We start from the raw sequence: 15,522 nt of genomic DNA on the forward strand, positions 1-15,522 counted from the left end.
ACAAACAATGGCAGAGTTGACGATCGCTTTTGTCGACCTCACAGGCAGCGTTTCGGTCTTCGAGACGCTGGGGAACGACCGCGCCACCAAAGCGGTGACCCGCCTGACCCAGTGGATCGGGGCCAAGGGGCAGGAATTCGACGGAAAAGTCGTCAAGATGCTTGGCGACGGCGTGCTGCTGTCCTTCACCAACAACCAGCTCGCTGTGGAATGCATGATGCATATCCAGCAAGAGCATGCCCAGCGAGTGGCGCAATGGCCTAGCCGTCTCAAGCTGCTGATGCAGGTCGGGATGGCCAGAGGGCAGGTTGTGCAGGTTGATGGTGATTGCTTTGGCGATGCCGTCAACGTCGCAGCTCGTCTGAGTGACCTTGCTGGGCCAGAGCAGATCCTGGTGACAGACCAGGTCATTCGAAACCTCACGTCACGCCAGGCCGTTCGTAGCCGCAGTCTGGGCCCCATGCGCATCAAGGGCAGGGTTGAGCCTTGCGAAGTCTTTCGCATCGAGTGGCAGCCGGAGATGCTCTCCGAGTTTCTGACCTTGCCCTCCGATCTGCATGCCATCAGGGATGCTGGCGAATCGGTTTTCGGCGGGATTGAAGTGTTCTGGCTGGATGACAAGCGTGTGTTCAAGATGACTGACCTGCCAATCAAGATTGGCAGGATTCCGGAGGCCGAGTTCGTCGTCAACGACCCGCGTGTCTCCCGCCTGCATGCCACACTCGACATCCGCTCAGGCAATTACGTGCTGGAGGATACGAGCAGCTACGGTACATGGGTTCGCTTTTCGGGCTCGGATTCGGTGGTCTCGTTGAGGCGCCAGGAATGCCTGTTGCATAGCGATGGTGAGATCGCCATGGGTGCGCCGTTCTCGGATTTCAGCAGCCCGATGATCAAGTTCCGGCTGCTCGACGGGAGCATGAACCTCAACAACAACGTGCTGTTCTCCTGAACCCGGGTTCATTACCCTGCTCATCCTGGATGTGTATCGCGGATCGTTGAGCGCGCATCGCGTGTTCACATCCCGCCAGAAAATGCGAAGGCCCGTGACAGCATGCTGCACGGGCCATTGTTCAGCTGGAAGCTGATGGGTTCGAGGATAAGCGGTCAAGCCATGTTGTCGAGCATTGCATCCTGAGCGTTGCCAGCCAATGTGGTTCCGTTGTAGTCGCTCACCATGGTCTCCATCTGGGCCACGAACTGGTTGAGCTCGTCGGCGCTGACTTCTCCGTCTCCATCGCTGTCAAGGCCTGCGACAAGAGAGGCCAGCGGATCGGCTTCCTGCTCGGCGATGCTGGTAGCGGCTTCATCCGAGCCTGCGACGACAGTGCCAGTGTCGCTTGCATGCTCAGTGCTGGCTTCTGCAACCGAGGTGGCATTGGTATCACTTGTGGCACTGGAAGTGGTTGCCCCGTCACCTTCAACGAAGGAGCTGGTTACCGTGGAGTCAACGCCAGAGACCGCTGTGGTCCCGCCCATCCCTGCCACTGGGGTTGCCACCGGTGCTGGCATTGGCGCCGGCATGCCATAACCGTACATTCCACCCATAGGGCTGCCATACGTGCCCATGCCCATGCCCATCGCCTGCATGCTCTGGAACTCACCACGGGAGAGAAAACCGTCCATGTTGGCGTCTGCCATGTCGAAAGGACTGGCGCCATGTCCACAGTGGCCGCAAGCAGCCCGGGTCTGGAGAAACGACTGTGTGTTGTCCTGCGACGGAAAGAAGCCACCAACCAGCTGACCCAGCTCACTGCCATTGAGCTCGCCGTCGGCGTCACCATCAGCGGCACTGAACATGGCCGCACCTTCGGCAGACAGATCCATGTCCATCTTTTCGGACATCTTGTCCAATGCGAGCTGGAACTCTTCCTGACCCACGCCGCCACTGCCGTCAACGTCCATCTTGCTGACGAGCTTTTCCTGGATCTTGCTCACCAGCATTCCCATCAGGGAGGTGTTCAGCTGGGAGCCTGCAGCAGCTGTGCTCTCGGTAGTACTCATGACCATTCCTTTCAAAGCATGCGACCGAACCACGATCTATGCCCTCAATGGTGCGCGAGACTTGAGGCGAGCAAACCCGTCAACAACGTAGCGGATTCCCGCCAATTCTGACGATTGCTTGCTGCCGAACAGGCAACTGGGGAGAGACTGGGAGCTACTTCAGGTTGCCGCGCAAAAACTGCGAAAGTCGCTCACTGCGGGGCTGAACCAGAACCTGAGAAGGATCGCCCTGTTCTTCTACCAGCCCTTGATGGAGAAACACCACTTTGGACGACACCTCTCGGGCGAACCCCATTTCATGCGTTACCACCAGCATGGTGCGACCTTCTTCTGCCAGCTGCTTCATGACGCGGAGCACTTCTGTGACCAGCTCAGGGTCCAGAGCGCTTGTGGGCTCATCAAACAGCATCACCGCCGGCTCTACCGCCAGCGCGCGGGCGATGGCGACACGCTGTTGCTGCCCTCCGCTGAGCTGTGAAGGGTAGCGGTCTTCCACACCACTGAGGCCCACCTTTTCGAGATAGCGGCGCGCGCGCTCAACGGCCTCATCCCTGGCCGTCCCCAGAACGTGTACCGGTGCCTCGATCACGTTCTGCAGGACGGTCATGTGGGCCCACAGGTTGAAATGCTGGAAGACCATGGCCAGGCGGGTTCGCAGCTTTTGCAGCTGTTTGGGGTCCGAGGCCTGCAGTTCTCCCTGCCGGTTCCGCGTCAAGGCCAGTTGCTCACCGGCAAGCCGGATATCTCCCTCATTGGGCCGCTCCAGAAGGTTGATGCAGCGAAGCAAGGTGCTCTTTCCAGAGCCAGAGCTGCCGATCAGGCTGATCACGTCGCCCGCACGCGCCTGGAGGGAGACGCCCTTGAGAACCTGGTTGTCGCCGAATCGCTTCTGGATCCCTGCGACCTCGAGAAGAAGAGGGCGATCACCCTGAGATGGTGTCGAGCTTTCGGTTTGGTTGGCTGTCGTCATGCGGAATCAGGCTTTGGCGGGACGCAAATGGGCGAGGAAGTGGCGTTCGGCCAGGCGAAACAGGCCAACCAGGGTAAATGTGGCCAGCAAATAGAGGACCGCCGCGAAGATGAAGGCTTCAAACGGCAAATAGAACTTGGAATAGATGCGACTGGCCGCGCCAGTGATATCCATGAGCGACGGCACAGCCGACGCAAGGCTGGTCGCGTGGAGCATCATCACCACTTCGTTGCTGTACGCCGGCATCGTGCGTCGCATGGCACTGGGCAGCACGATTCGGCGCGTGATTTGCCAAGGGGTCATTCCCATGGCTTTGGCCGCCTCGACCTCTCCCGCATGGGTCTCACGGATCGAACCGGCCAACAACTCGGCCGTGTAGCCAGCCGTGTTGAGGCTGAATGCCAGCAGTGCACAAAACGAGGCATCCTTGAACCAGGTCCATGGCCAGACTTCATCCCATCGCGCCTGGATCCAGTCGAGCTGGGCGATGCCGTAGTAGATGAGATAGACCTGTATCAGCAATGGCGTGCCGCGGATCACAAAGGTATACGCGCCAACGATCCAGCGCAGGATGGACCACCGGCCGGTCAGAGCCAGCGCAAACAGGATGGACAGGATGCCGCCTACCGCCAGCGATGACAACAGGAGGGTGACTGTTGTCACCGCACCTTCTGCATAGAGGGCCAGAGAGGACTCACGGAACAGGACTTCCCAGCGCATGACGGTCAGGCTCCGAGTCGGACGGCGCCGAGACTGTATCGACGCTCCAGGCGCTTGAGCACCCACAGGGAGATCGATGTGAAGATCAGGAACAGGGCAGCGGCAAACAGGAAGAACGTAAACGGTTCACGTGTTGCTGCACTGGCCTGCTTGGCCAGGTACGTCATTTCCTTGAGGCCGATGAGGCTGGCCAGCGATGTGGTCTTGATCAGGACCAGCCAGTTGTTGGTGAAGCCGGGCAACGCATAGCGCACCATTTGAGGGATGGTGATGCGCATGAAGGTACGAAAACGCCCCATGCCAAAGGCCCACGCCGCTTCCACCTGTCCATGCGGAATGGCCATGATGGCGCCCCGGAAGGTTTCCGTCATGTAGGCGCCATAGATGAAGCCGATGGTCAGGACCGCGGCGGCAAACGGGTTGATATCCACCGTGGCCTTGCTGCCAGCCCATTCCAGGAGGTTGTTCAGGCCGATGGTCCCCCCGTAGAAGACCAGCAGCATCAGCACCAGATCCGGGACACCCCGAATCAGGGTGGTGTAGAGGGTGGCCACACCTTTGATCAACGGGTTGCCAGACAGTTTGGCCGCCGCACCAAGCATGCCAAGCAACACCGACACTACCAGCGCAGCCAGAGACAGGGCTACGGTCCACATGGCGCCGTAGAGGATGGATTCGTAGTAACCGGACACGCTGATCTTGAAAACAGTCAACCGGCCCGAAGGAGCCGGTTGACAGGGAAGGGCATCAAAGGCGGATCAAGCCGCCCATTGATCCGTTCGACGATTATCAGTCGCCGTAGACGTCGAAATTGAAGTACTTCTTCTGGATCGTATCGTAGGTGCCGTTGGCGCGGATGGCCTTGATGGCGGCGTTGAGCTTGTCCTTGAGCTCGGTTTCACCCTGACGCAACGCCACGCCCACGCCGATACCGTAATACTTCTCGTCATTGAGCACAGGGCCGACAAAGCCATAACCTTCGCCTTCCGGCTTGCTCAGGAATCCGCCGGTGACTTCCACCGAGTCGGCCACCGTGCCGTCCAGACGACCGGCCTTGATATCCAGGTAAACCTGGTCCTGTGCCTCGTATGAGACGACTTCCACACCAGCTGGCTTGAGCTCGCCCATGGCGTAGTTTTCCTGGGTACTGCCCTTGAGCACGCCGATTTTCTTGCCCGACAGGGAGGCCAGGTCCGAGAAGCTGGTGTCTGCCTTGACGACGATGCGGCTCGGCGTGTTGTAGTACTTGTCCGTGAAGTCGACCACTTGCTTGCGCTCTTCGGTGATGGACATCGAGCTGATGATGGCGTCGTATTTCTTGGCCTGCAAGCCGGGGATCATGCTGTCCCAGACCTGTTCGACGTATTCGCACTTGTACTGGATTTCAGCGCAAAGGGCTTCAGCGATGTCCACGTCGAAACCCGTGGGCTTACCGTCCGGTGTCTTGTAGGTGAACGGCTCGTAGGTGGGGTCGATCGCAACGCGCAGGACGGGCATCTCTGCGGGAGCTGCTGCCGGAGCAGATTCAGCAGCGGCAGGAGCCGGAGTCGCTGCAGCCGGCTCGCTCGCTGGCGGCTCGGATTTTCCACAAGCGGAAAGGGCAACGGCAGCTGTCAGGAGGCTGAGGCGGATCAAGTTGGTGTTCATGGCGATGGACCTTTGTGTGAACGTGAAAATCTGATGACGAAAGATTGTATGTATCCTACGCAGTTCTTGTGCCAAACGGATTGCCTCAGGTCAATACATATTTGCAGGAGACCGGTGAAATCCGGTGGCGCATGCTACTTAACATAATATACATTGTAGAACTTAAATGGATGCCAAACGCAGTCACACTGATCACAGATGCCTGATTCAGCGTATCAGGACTCTTCTGCAAAAGCTTCCTCACGGGTCCGCTTGATGGCCGGAACCATCACCATCGCCAACAGTACCGCCGCAACGACTAGCAAAGCCGCCGAATAGCCGCGCGTCAAGAACAGGCTCCAGTCACCCCGGCCGATCAGCATCGCGCGTCGCAGGTTGTCTTCAAGCATCGGACCCAGAATGAGCCCCAGCAACAAGGGCGCTGGCTCACATCGCAAGCGGATCAGCACATAGCCCACCAGCCCGAACAAGGCCACCATCCAGATGTCGAAGCTGTTGTAGTTGCGACTGAACACCCCAATGGCGCAAAACAGGACGATGGAAGGAAACAGCCAACGATACGGCACGGTCAGCAACTTCACCCATATCCCGACCAGTGGCAGGTTGAGAATGACGAGCATCAGGTTGCCTACCCACATGGACACAATCAATCCCCAGAACAGATCCGGGTTGCTTGTCATGACTTGCGGCCCCGGCTGAATGCCATGGAGAATCATTGCCCCCACCATCATGGCCATGACCGGATTGGACGGAATGCCCAGAGACAGCAATGGGATGAATGAAGACTGCGAGCCAGCGTTGTTCGCCGCCTCAGGGGCCGCGACCCCACGGATGTTGCCCTGACCAAACGGCACCTCGTCAGCCCGGGTTCCGAGCTTCTTTTCCATGGTGTATGCAGTGAATGAAGCGAGCAACGCGCCACCACCGGGCAAGACACCCAGAAACGACCCCAAGGCCGTGCCCCTGAATATGGCGGGCGCCATGGCCTTGAGGTCAGCACGGTTCGGCATCAGGCGGCCGACCTTTGTGCTGAGCCGTGCCCGGTCGACGCTGCCTGGCGCAGACAGGTTCTTGATGATCTCGCCATAGCCGAAAATTCCCATGGCAATGGGCAGCAGACCAATGCCGTCAGACAATTCCGGAATGCCAAAGGTAAAGCGGGTGGCACCGGAGATGGCGTCCGTTCCCACCGTTCCCAACAGCAGCCCAAGAAGCGTCATGGCCGTGGCTTTGAGCAAAGAGCCGGAAGCGAGCACGACGGCTCCGATCAACCCGAGGAGCATCAAGGCGCAATACTCCCAGGGGCCGAAGTCCAGCGCCACCTGAACCAGCGCCGGAGCAAAAGCGGCGACCACCAAGGTACTGACGCAACCCGCAAAGAACGAGCCAATCCCCGCACTGGCCAGGGCAGGCCCCGCCCTGCCCTGACGCGCCATCTGATGGCCGTCAATCACCGTCACCACAGACGCGGCTTCGCCAGGAAGGTTCACCAAAATGGCTGTGGTGGAGCCTCCATACTGCGCCCCGTAGTAGATGCCGGCCAGCATGATCAGGGCTGCAACCGGATCGAGGCCATAGGTCGCTGGAAGCAACATCGCGATGGTGGCCAATGGGCCAATGCCCGGCAGAACACCGATCAGTGTGCCGAGAACACAGCCTGCAAATGCATAGACGATGTTCTGCCAGCTGACGGCGACGTCAAATCCGAGCCAGAGATTGTCAAGCATGTTCTCGACTGCTATTGAGACTCAATGGAGCAGAAACTCGGGCCACACCGGAATCTGCAAACCCAGCAAATGGACAAACATCAGGTAGCTGCCCAGCGTGAGAATGAGGCTCAACCAGACCACTTCCCGCCAACTTGCGCCTGTCTGGGCCAGGCTGGCAGTCGCCACCAGTGCAGGCACAGCCACCAACATGCCGAGGGAGGGAAGACCCAAAGCAGGCAAGCCCGCCAAGAGCACGCCAAACAACAGGTTGGCACCCAGAACAAAGATCACTGGACGCCAATGCCCCGCCGCCGTGTTGCCAGCCACTCCACCGGGAGGTGCGTTGCCCTCTTCCACTGGCGCAACGGCAGTTCGCAGTGCACGCCCCTGGCTTCGCCGGTCACGCCAAATGGCGCGCAGTGTCAGCGCGAGACCGACCACGGCCAACGCGCCGCCAAGCATCACGGGAAAATAGCCGGTCTGCATCCTGGCCGCGCTGCCGACCGGGTACGCACTGGCACCCCAAGCGAAGGCGATGCCCAGAATGGAGAACAACAGGCCGGACAAAAAGTCGTGGCGCTGCGTATGGGGCATGGCGTGGTCTCCTGTTGGCTTGCGATGGCGGGCTGCGGCCTCAGGGTGTCAGAGGCATTGCGAGCAATTTACCAGCGGCCCTTGATGGGTTGGGCGCCTTTCATGGCATTGGCGAGCGCCTCAGCCAGGCCTGAACGCTCAGCCTTGAGCGCAAAGTCAATGGCGGTCATCCCCAAGTCATTGCGCAGGCTCGCATCGGCACCCTCCTCCAGCAACAGGCGCGCCGCGTCTTCACTCCCGTAAAACGCAGCCATCATCAATGGGGTCGTTTTGTTTGGGGACGCGGCATCGATATAGGCATGATGCTCGAGCATGAGACTCACCATTTGAGCACTGCCTGGATCGGGGTTGGAAGTCGCATAATGCAACGGCGTCCAGCCCGGCTTGTTGACGGCAGCCCCCCTGGCGATCAGTTGGCGGGCAATGTCGAGCTCCCCTTTGATCGCCGCCAGCATCAGCGGTGTTTCTCCTTGCTGGTTGGGCAGGTCCACCTTGAGGATGCGCTGCTTGAGCAGAAAGGCGGCGACTCTGTGTGACCCCTGCGCCAGCGCCACATGGAGCGCGTGTTCACCCTTCTCGTTGAGAACATTCAGGTCGAAGTTGAACAAGGCCAGTTCGATCACCGCCGACTCATTGTCGACCGAAATGGCCCTGAAATAGTCCGTTTGGGCATCAGCTTGCGCAATGGGCGAAAAGAACAGACAAACCCAAGCAAAAACAATGCTCTTCATGGAATTCTTAAAGTAAATTCTCATGTCGTTTGTCTCTATGGTGTTGTCATGCAAACGCAGGGGAGGATCATGCGTTTCCGAGCGCTTTCACGATGCCGAGTCACAAAGTCATCCCGAGTAAACCCATTATAAATCAGTGCGCTATGATGGTTTTTTCAAGTGATTTATGAGAATCGGGGTTGGCTCCGGATCAGGCATCAGCCACGATACGGGAGAACAGGCAATCAACGTTCTCACTGGTTGCCTCCGCCACGGCTTCCATTGTCACACCTTTGATTTCCGCCACCATGGCAGCCACGTGGGGCACCCATGCCGGAGAGTTGGTCTTCCCCCGATGCGGGACTGGCGCCAGGTAAGGGCTGTCAGTCTCGATCAGCATGCGGTCGAGCGGCACGAATCTGACCACTTCACGCAAGTCCGCCGCATTTTTGAACGTGATGATGCCGGAGAAAGAGACAAAGAAGTCCAGCTCGAGCGCAGCTCTTGCCACAGCTTCGGTCTCGGTAAAGCAGTGAAAAACACCTCTGGCCACGCCGCCGGCGTTGTCAGAGACAGACGAAAAGCCCCCTTCGTCCCGCAAGATTCGCAGCGTGTCATCTGACGCGCTGCGGGTGTGGATCACCAGCGGAAGATCCGTCTTTCGGGCCGCCTGAATGTGCGCAGCAAAGCGATCCCGCTGCCATTGCATGTCAGCCACACTGCGCCCGTTGAGCCTGTAGTAGTCAAGTCCGGTCTCGCCAATGCCGACCACGCGATTTTTGGCCGACAGCTCCACCAATCGATCAGCGCTCGGCTCGATCACGTCCTCATTGTCGGGATGAACGCCAACCGTCGCCCACAGCTGCGGATATTGGGCCGCCAGAGCATGAACGGCCTCGAATTCCTCGAGGGTCGTGCATATGCATATGGCTCGGGTAACCCTGGCCTCCTCCATTCGCTGCAGGATCTGCGGCAAATGCTCACTGAGCTCCGGAAAAGAAAGATGGCAATGGGAATCGGTAAACATGATGGCAATCCAACACGGCGCCATCGACATCTTGCTCTGGGTGCAAGTATCAGAGGCGCGCAATCCATGAATTCAATGACGTCGGCTTCAGCGCCAACGCAAAAGCACCAGAACCGTGCTGACCTGTCAGATGGTCTGTGTGGGACGGTCAGAAGCCAGATGAGAGCCAAGCACTTCTTCAATTTTGTGCTTGAGCAAACGGGACTTCTCATCATCAGGGAACCGGATGCCGACCCCCTGGGTGCGACCGCCAGCGGCCTTGGCCGGCGTGACCCATGCAACCTTGCCCGCGACCGGGTAGCGCTGCGGATCGTCAGGAAGGCTCAACAGCACATACACATCGTCGCCAAGCTTGTAGTCACGCGTGGAGGGAATGAAAATGCCGCCGTCCGAGAACAGAGGAATGTAGGCAGCATACAGTGCGGCCTTCTCTTTGATGGACAGCTGGATAACGCTCGGGCGTGCGCTGGACGAAGATGCAGTGCTCATGAAGCCTTAGTTTAGCGGGAAAGCACGTCTTTTGCGCGAGCAGCCCACGCTTCCTGCATGAGCTGGGCGTTGTATGGATGCTCCACTGACCGGGCCTGTTGTGACAAATCTCTCGCCCAGGCAGCCAGCACAGGCAAGCGACCTGCCGCTGGCAGGCTTCGGGCATCGAAGAAGCGAGGCTCTGCACCTGAAGCGCAAGCCAGCAAGTCGTGACACAGTTTTTGCATCACATCCAGTTGGCGAGCGGCAGGCCAATCGGCAAGGTCTGACCAGTCGCCTTTGGCCAGTGCGCCCGGAATGCCTGCCCAGGCAGCACTTGTCAGCCCACTCTCGGCCAGGGCGAGTGCGTCGTTGGGGCGCCCACCTGCTGCTTTGAGCCAAGAGTGTGCTTCGGTTTCATTCGCGCCTTTGATGTCGAGTGCCCTCGCCGCATCCAATAGCCAGCTCGTTGCCTCTTCAGCCTTCGGCCAGCTCATGGCATGGCTCTGGCACCGGCTGCGGATGGTCGGCAGCAGCTGGTGTGAGGCTTCTGTTGCCAGAACGAAACGGACTTCGCCTGTGGGCTCCTCCAGCGTCTTGAGCAAGGTGTTGGCCGACTCATGGTTCATGCGCTCCGCGGGATAGACCAGGACAACCTTGGTCGCCGAGCGGGAACGTGTCAGCTGGGTGAATGCCACCGCTTCGCGCGTTGCTTCTACCCGGATGAACTTGCTCGGTTTGAGTTCTTTCTTGTCGATTTTGTCCTGTGTCTTGGGGTCGATCGGCCAGCCATGTGCCAAGGCCATGACGTCGGGCAACAGCACCCTCATGTCGGGATGGGTATGCACGTCCACTGCGTGGCAGCTCTCGCACTCACCACATGCCCCTGAGGGAACGGGACGCTCACACAGCCAAGCGCGGGCCAATGAGAGCGCCAGATCGAACTGGCCAAGCCCGGACGGCCCGGTCAGGAGCAAAGCATGGCCCTTCTGGGCCAGCAGCCGCTCCAGCTGTGCTTGCAGCCAGGGTGGCGTGGGCAGCACCACCGGGGCAGCGGCTTTGGGCTGACTTCCTCGCGTTGCCATCAGGCAGCACCCCGGGCCCAGCCGCGAGACTCCACGGCGTGGCGCACGGCCATCCAGACCGCTTGCAAGGGCTGGTCGGCTGGGATGCGCGCAAACCGATGAGGTGCGGCGTTGGCACGTGCCTCATAACCTTTGGCGACCTGTTCAAAGAAGGCTGCCGGCAGAGCCTCAAACCGGTCCGGAATGCGGGCATCTGCCAGACGTTGCGCCGCCACGGCTGGATCCAGGTCAAACCAGATGGTCATGTCCGGCTCGATGATGCCCCGCGGCCTGGACACGTCGGCCTGAACCCATTGCTCCAGTTGTGCCAGCACTTTCAGGTCGAAACCACGCCCGTAGCCCTGATACGCCATGGTGGCATCGGTAAAGCGATCACACAGAACCACTTCGCCTCGCTCCAGCGCGGGCTGAATCACCTGCTGAAGATGGTCACGCCGGGCGGCAAACATCAGCAATGCTTCACTCAGAGGATCCATGGGGTCATTGAGCACCATCTCACGAAGCTTTTCTGCCAGTTCGGTGCCTCCTGGCTCACGGGTCAGCGTGACCACGCGCCCCTGACCACGAAACAGATCGGCCAAGCCGGATATGTGCGTGGATTTGCCGGCACCGTCGATGCCTTCGAAGGAAATGAACAGGCCTGGCTGCTGCTGGGGAGACTCCATCATGACGGTCATTGGCGCTTGAGAATGTAGCGACGCACCGCCGCGTTGTGCTCGCCCAGCGAGTTGCTGAAATGGCTGCTGCCATCACCCTTGGCCACGAAATACAAGGCCTTGGTGCTAGCGGGCCTCACAGCGGCTTCCAGGGAGGCCCATCCGGGCATGGATATGGGCGTGGGCGGCAGGCCGGCACGGGTGTAGGTGTTGTAAGGCGTGTCCGACTCCAGGTCACGGCGCCGGAGGTTGCCATCGAACTGCTCCCCCAGCCCATAAATGACGGTAGGGTCTGTTTGCAGCCTCATGCCGATACGCAGCCGATTGGCGAAAACGCCGCCAATCATGGGGCGATCAGCTGGTGCTCCCGTTTCCTTTTCGATGATGCTGGCCAGGATCAGCAGTTCGTCCTTGGATTTCAGCGGGGTGCCCTCGGCGCGCATGCCCCATGCCTCGTCCAGCTTCTCGTCCATCATCCTGGCCGCCTGGCGCAACACGTCCGAGGCCTTCGCATGCTTGGGTACATGGTAGGTCTCGGGAAAGAAGCGCCCTTCGGGATGCACGCCTTCCCGGTCAATCTTGGCCATGATCTGGACTGGCGTCAGGCCTTCAATGTCCTGCTCCAGATCAGGGTGTTCGCCAATGGCGCGCAGCACATCGCGCACGTTCCAGCCTTCGACCAGGGTGACGCTTTGCAGTATCTGGTCACCTCTGACGAGTTTGTCGAGAAGGCTCTTGGGTGTCAGCCCGCGCTCCAGCGCATAGGTGCCCGCCTTGATGTCGCGGCCTTTTCCGGACAAGCGAAACCATGCGTAAAGGAAGTCTGACCTGGTCTGAACACCGGAACTGACAGCAGCGCTGGCCACTGCCTTGGCACTCATGCCGGGAACGACAGTCAGCTCATGGGTTTGTGCGCCTTCGCCGAGCGTCAGAGGTTGGTCCAGCCACCAAACAGCATACGCACCAGCGGCCAGTACCAGAATGGTCAGGATGCTGAGAAGACGTGCGAAGGTTCGGAACACTGCGAGCTGCCTCGGGAGAATATTGTTTTAGCCAAAGAAGCCCACATACTGGGCGGGTGCACAGCAGCCTGCGTCAGCGGCCATGGTCATTGGGAATGATAATCGACACTGTCGCAGGGCTTGCAGACGCGATGCAACAGCTTGTCAGTCTTGCGGGCTGCAGCCCTCCTCCGTTTGAACCCAAGACCACCCCAGAGACCCCATGACCCAGGAAACGCCCATCATCCCCGCCGGCTATGCCACGCTCCAAGGCTGGGGAGTCATTCGTGTCGAAGGGGAAGACGCTGCCTCTTTTCTTCACGGGCAGCTGACCCAGGACTTCAGCCTCCTGGGTTCAGAGCAGGCCCGGCTGGCGGCCTACTGCTCTCCCAAAGGGCGCATGCTCGCGAGCTTTGTCGGCTTCAAACGCTCAGCTAATGAGATCGTTCTCGTTGCGGACAAGTCTGTCATCGCTGCCACTGTGAAACGCCTGTCGATGTTTGTCATGCGGGCCAAAGTCAAACTCTCTGACGCCTCCGACGAGTTCACTCTGCTCGGAGAGATCCTGCCCGGAGACACCAGCGTCTGCACGCCGTGGTCACTGACATCCACTGAAGATGGGCGTGCCAGTGTCGAGCTATACCCTTCTCTTGGCGCCCGCCGCCTCCTTCACGTGGTTCCCAACAACGCCGAAGGTCCTGCCAGCCCACCCGCCAGTGCAACGGCGTTGACCGAGTTGCTGTGGCGATGGGCGGAGGTTCGAAGCGGCGTTGCCCTGATCACGGCTCCATTGGCCGACGCACTGGTGCCCCAAATGCTCAACTACGAGTCTGTCGGAGGCGTGAGCTTCAAGAAGGGTTGCTACCCGGGCCAGGAAGTGGTGGCGCGAAGCCAGTTCAGGGGCACGCGCAAGCGCTGCGCGTACATCATCCGAAGCGAAGCGGAGATGAGCCCTGGACAGGAGGTGTTTGCCAGCAGTGACCCTGAGCAGCCTTGTGGGGTGGTTGCAGCTGCAGCGGCAGCACCCGACGGACAGTGGGAGGCACTGGCCTCGTTGCAGATGGCGGCAGCGACGGACGACACTTTGCAGGTCAATGGCCATGAAGCCGTGGTGCTGCCATTGCCCTACACGTTGCTCGAAGACATCTGAGGGCGACTGTCCCGCTCACTGGCCTCATCGATCATGTGCCTGCTCGCCTTCGCCATTGCTTCAGACACTTTGCGGCCTTTTGTCATGGCGTCGAACCGGGATGAGTTCTTTGCCAGACCCACGCAAGGCCTGCACACCTGGTCGACAGCGAGTGGCGTCCGCATCCATGCAGGTCGCGACGAAAAGGACGGCGGAACCTGGCTTGGGGTCAATGACCACGGCCGTATCGCCATGCTGACCAACGTGCGCTCAGGCTTGCCCGAGCAGGGGCAGCGCAGTCGAGGCGAACTCACAACGGGCTGGCTTTCAGGTGAGATCACGGCAACGCAATGGCTCAATGAAATCGAGCCAGCAAACTATGGCGGGTTCAATCTGGTGATAGGCGATGTCTTCACTCAAAACTGGTTCTGGTGCAGTAACCGTAGCCCGGCCGACCCCCATCAGCCTGCCACCACGGAACTCCATGTCCAGGCTCTCAGGCCTGGCACCTATGGCTTGTCGAATGCTGCCCTGGATACACCATGGCCCAAGACAGCCACGCTTCGCAACGCACTTCGCTCAGCCGTAGCCGAGAACCGCGACGACCTGGCATCACAACCCGGCCCGCTGACGGATGCCCTGGCCAGCCGGTATGTGGATCCCTACGAGCCCTTGCCGCAAACCGGTGTGTCACCAGAAGCTGAGCGAGCATTGGCCAGCGCCTTCATCAGCATCCCGACGCAAGGCTATGGCACACGATGCAGCACCGTGGTGCAGGTGACGGGATCAGCGCAACATGGCACGCTACAGCTGCAAATGGACGAATGGACCCACCCACCGAGCCCTGAGACGGCTGCAGAGACGGCCAGCTGGGCCAATAGCGAACACCGGCAGTTGAAGCAGGTACTCAGAGGTCGGTGACCATGTCCTGGTGCTCGATACCTGCCACCAGGTAGGGTGCATCACGGCGCTGGTATCCCTGGCGAAGATAGAACCCCACCGCAGTTCGCTGGGCACTGAGCGTGACCTGTCTGGCACCCTGCCCGCGCGCTGCAGCAGACAGCGCCTTGAGCAAAGCCTGTCCGATGCCTGCCCCACGCACCGCACGGTCCACGGCCATTCGGCCCACCTTCACCTCACCTTTATTCAGCTGCACCATTCGGCCTGTGCCCACTGCCTGACCCAGGCGGTTGTAGGCCACGGCATGCACGGCATGGGTATCTTGCTCGTCGGCTTCGAGGTCAGCCGGGATGCCCTGTTCTTCGACAAAAACCGCAGACCGAATTGCCTGCGCTTCCGCACCCAGCTCAGCCCAGTTCCCCACGCGCACCGTCAGCATGTCATCTCCGGCCTCGTAACCCATGAGCATGGATCGGAACACATCAGGCACAGGCCGCGATTTCTGTGACACCGGGTCGGCAAACACGTAAACAATGTCTGCGCTGATCAAGTGGTTCTCACCCCGGAAGATGGCGCCTTTGAACGCAATCGAGGAATGGCCGACCCGCTCGCAGCGCATCGCCACGTCCAGTTCATCTTCGTATCTGGCCGAGCCATGAAAGTCCAGGCTGGCTTTGGCGACGAACAAATCTCCGTCCAGCGACTTCAGCCCTGTTTCATAGGGCAAGCCGAGCGCCTTCCAGTAGTCCGCCACTGCAGTATCGAAATACATCAGGTAGTGGGCATTGAAGACGATTTTTTGCATGTCGACCTCAGCCCAACGAACCCGAAGACGGTGAGTAAAACGAAAATCCTGGCGCTGCATGCCCGTCTCCTGTCTGCCTTGGCTGTTCAGTCGATAA

At 59.7% G+C, this 15,522-nt stretch carries 17 protein-coding genes; 3 read left to right on the top strand and 14 right to left on the bottom strand.

Going from position 1 to position 15,522, the window contains the following annotated elements; translation table 11 throughout:
* Positions 1-7 precede the first annotated feature (7 nt).
* Positions 8-952 (top strand): FHA domain-containing protein, encoded by a 945-nt coding sequence (locus ABWV89_RS04420; RefSeq protein ID WP_353394643.1) that lies wholly within the window; start codon positions 8-10, stop codon positions 950-952.
* Between the two features lie 155 nt (positions 953-1,107).
* Here ABWV89_RS04420 and ABWV89_RS04425 read toward each other — a convergent pair whose 3' ends face one another.
* The 13 genes from ABWV89_RS04425 to mltG form a co-directional block, all read right to left on the bottom strand.
* Positions 1,108-2,004: an EF-hand domain-containing protein gene (locus tag ABWV89_RS04425; protein WP_353394645.1), complete on the bottom strand. Its 897-nt coding sequence runs from the start codon at positions 2,002-2,004 to the stop codon at positions 1,108-1,110.
* A 154-nt stretch (positions 2,005-2,158) separates the two neighbouring features.
* Positions 2,159-2,974 (bottom strand): ABC transporter ATP-binding protein, encoded by an 816-nt coding sequence (locus tag ABWV89_RS04430; protein WP_353394647.1) that lies wholly within the window; start codon positions 2,972-2,974, stop codon positions 2,159-2,161.
* A gap of 6 nt (positions 2,975-2,980) precedes the next feature.
* Positions 2,981-3,694 (bottom strand): ABC transporter permease, encoded by a 714-nt coding sequence (locus tag ABWV89_RS04435; protein ID WP_353394649.1) that lies wholly within the window; start codon positions 3,692-3,694, stop codon positions 2,981-2,983.
* A gap of 5 nt (positions 3,695-3,699) precedes the next feature.
* Positions 3,700-4,392 carry an ABC transporter permease gene (locus ABWV89_RS04440; RefSeq protein ID WP_502903148.1) on the bottom strand — a complete coding sequence of 231 codons (693 nt, stop codon included), beginning with the start codon at positions 4,390-4,392 and terminating at the stop codon, positions 3,700-3,702.
* A gap of 91 nt (positions 4,393-4,483) precedes the next feature.
* Positions 4,484-5,341 (bottom strand): L-arginine-binding protein AotJ, encoded by an 858-nt coding sequence (gene aotJ, locus ABWV89_RS04445; RefSeq protein WP_353394653.1) that lies wholly within the window; start codon positions 5,339-5,341, stop codon positions 4,484-4,486.
* Positions 5,342-5,556: 215 nt separating this feature from the next.
* Positions 5,557-7,068 carry a tripartite tricarboxylate transporter permease gene (locus ABWV89_RS04450; protein WP_353394655.1) on the bottom strand — a complete coding sequence of 504 codons (1,512 nt, stop codon included), beginning with the start codon at positions 7,066-7,068 and terminating at the stop codon, positions 5,557-5,559.
* 21 nt (positions 7,069-7,089) lie between these two features.
* A complete protein-coding gene (locus tag ABWV89_RS04455) occupies positions 7,090-7,644 on the bottom strand; it encodes a tripartite tricarboxylate transporter TctB family protein (RefSeq protein ID WP_353394657.1) in 555 nt (184 codons plus the stop codon).
* 68 nt (positions 7,645-7,712) lie between these two features.
* Positions 7,713-8,375 carry an ankyrin repeat domain-containing protein gene (locus tag ABWV89_RS04460; RefSeq protein WP_353394658.1) on the bottom strand — a complete coding sequence of 221 codons (663 nt, stop codon included), beginning with the start codon at positions 8,373-8,375 and terminating at the stop codon, positions 7,713-7,715.
* Positions 8,376-8,565: 190 nt separating this feature from the next.
* Positions 8,566-9,381, bottom strand: a complete 816-nt coding sequence (locus ABWV89_RS04465; protein ID WP_353394660.1) for a TatD family hydrolase — start codon at positions 9,379-9,381, stop codon at positions 8,566-8,568.
* A gap of 126 nt (positions 9,382-9,507) precedes the next feature.
* Positions 9,508-9,870 (bottom strand): PilZ domain-containing protein, encoded by a 363-nt coding sequence (locus ABWV89_RS04470; RefSeq protein ID WP_353394662.1) that lies wholly within the window; start codon positions 9,868-9,870, stop codon positions 9,508-9,510.
* Between the two features lie 11 nt (positions 9,871-9,881).
* Positions 9,882-10,934, bottom strand: coding sequence for a DNA polymerase III delta subunit-related protein (locus ABWV89_RS04475; protein ID WP_353394665.1), 1,053 nt, complete (start codon positions 10,932-10,934; stop codon positions 9,882-9,884).
* The gene (tmk, locus tag ABWV89_RS04480) at positions 10,934-11,611 is read right to left on the bottom strand and encodes a dTMP kinase (protein ID WP_353394667.1); all 678 of its coding nucleotides are present in this window, start codon (positions 11,609-11,611) and stop codon (positions 10,934-10,936) included. Before tmk ends, ABWV89_RS04475 begins: the two co-directional genes overlap by 1 nt.
* Positions 11,608-12,612 carry an endolytic transglycosylase MltG gene (mltG, locus tag ABWV89_RS04485; protein WP_353394669.1) on the bottom strand — a complete coding sequence of 335 codons (1,005 nt, stop codon included), beginning with the start codon at positions 12,610-12,612 and terminating at the stop codon, positions 11,608-11,610. Before mltG ends, tmk begins: the two co-directional genes overlap by 4 nt.
* A gap of 202 nt (positions 12,613-12,814) precedes the next feature.
* On the opposite strand from mltG, the gene ygfZ reads away from it, so the two are divergent.
* The gene (gene ygfZ, locus ABWV89_RS04490) at positions 12,815-13,741 is read left to right on the top strand and encodes a CAF17-like 4Fe-4S cluster assembly/insertion protein YgfZ (protein WP_353394672.1); all 927 of its coding nucleotides are present in this window, start codon (positions 12,815-12,817) and stop codon (positions 13,739-13,741) included.
* 33 nt (positions 13,742-13,774) lie between these two features.
* Positions 13,775-14,641, top strand: coding sequence for an NRDE family protein (locus ABWV89_RS04495; RefSeq protein ID WP_353394674.1), 867 nt, complete (start codon positions 13,775-13,777; stop codon positions 14,639-14,641).
* Here ABWV89_RS04495 and ABWV89_RS04500 read toward each other — a convergent pair.
* Positions 14,628-15,485 (bottom strand): YbgC/FadM family acyl-CoA thioesterase, encoded by an 858-nt coding sequence (locus tag ABWV89_RS04500; protein WP_353394676.1) that lies wholly within the window; start codon positions 15,483-15,485, stop codon positions 14,628-14,630. The two genes, ABWV89_RS04495 and ABWV89_RS04500, sit on opposite strands and share 14 nt — an antisense overlap.
* Positions 15,486-15,522: the final 37 nt, after the last annotated feature.

The sequence above is a fragment of the Hydrogenophaga sp. 5NK40-0174 genome (assembly GCF_040372165.1).
Lineage (GTDB): Bacteria > Pseudomonadota > Gammaproteobacteria > Burkholderiales > Burkholderiaceae_C > Hydrogenophaga.

What these genes read in the sequence shown, in the direction of transcription:
- ABWV89_RS04430 (WP_353394647.1), bottom strand. Translation starts at nt 2,974, where the DNA reads ATGACGACAGCCAACCAAACCGAAAGCTCGACACCATCTCAGGGTGAT.
- ABWV89_RS04470 (WP_353394662.1), bottom strand. Translation starts at nt 9,870, where the DNA reads ATGAGCACTGCATCTTCGTCCAGCGCACGCCCGAGCGTTATCCAGCTG.
- tmk (WP_353394667.1), bottom strand. Translation starts at nt 11,611, where the DNA reads ATGACCGTCATGATGGAGTCTCCCCAGCAGCAGCCAGGCCTGTTCATT.
- aotJ (WP_353394653.1), bottom strand. Translation starts at nt 5,341, where the DNA reads ATGAACACCAACTTGATCCGCCTCAGCCTCCTGACAGCTGCCGTTGCC.
- ABWV89_RS04455 (WP_353394657.1), bottom strand. Translation starts at nt 7,644, where the DNA reads ATGCCCCATACGCAGCGCCACGACTTTTTGTCCGGCCTGTTGTTCTCC.
- ABWV89_RS04495 (WP_353394674.1), top strand. Translation starts at nt 13,775, where the DNA reads ATGTGCCTGCTCGCCTTCGCCATTGCTTCAGACACTTTGCGGCCTTTT.
- ABWV89_RS04425 (WP_353394645.1), bottom strand. Translation starts at nt 2,004, where the DNA reads ATGAGTACTACCGAGAGCACAGCTGCTGCAGGCTCCCAGCTGAACACC.
- ABWV89_RS04460 (WP_353394658.1), bottom strand. Translation starts at nt 8,375, where the DNA reads ATGAAGAGCATTGTTTTTGCTTGGGTTTGTCTGTTCTTTTCGCCCATT.
- ygfZ (WP_353394672.1), top strand. Translation starts at nt 12,815, where the DNA reads ATGACCCAGGAAACGCCCATCATCCCCGCCGGCTATGCCACGCTCCAA.
- ABWV89_RS04435 (WP_353394649.1), bottom strand. Translation starts at nt 3,694, where the DNA reads ATGCGCTGGGAAGTCCTGTTCCGTGAGTCCTCTCTGGCCCTCTATGCA.
- ABWV89_RS04420 (WP_353394643.1), top strand. Translation starts at nt 8, where the DNA reads ATGGCAGAGTTGACGATCGCTTTTGTCGACCTCACAGGCAGCGTTTCG.
- ABWV89_RS04500 (WP_353394676.1), bottom strand. Translation starts at nt 15,485, where the DNA reads ATGCAGCGCCAGGATTTTCGTTTTACTCACCGTCTTCGGGTTCGTTGG.
- ABWV89_RS04475 (WP_353394665.1), bottom strand. Translation starts at nt 10,934, where the DNA reads ATGGCAACGCGAGGAAGTCAGCCCAAAGCCGCTGCCCCGGTGGTGCTG.
- ABWV89_RS04450 (WP_353394655.1), bottom strand. Translation starts at nt 7,068, where the DNA reads ATGCTTGACAATCTCTGGCTCGGATTTGACGTCGCCGTCAGCTGGCAG.
- ABWV89_RS04465 (WP_353394660.1), bottom strand. Translation starts at nt 9,381, where the DNA reads ATGTTTACCGATTCCCATTGCCATCTTTCTTTTCCGGAGCTCAGTGAG.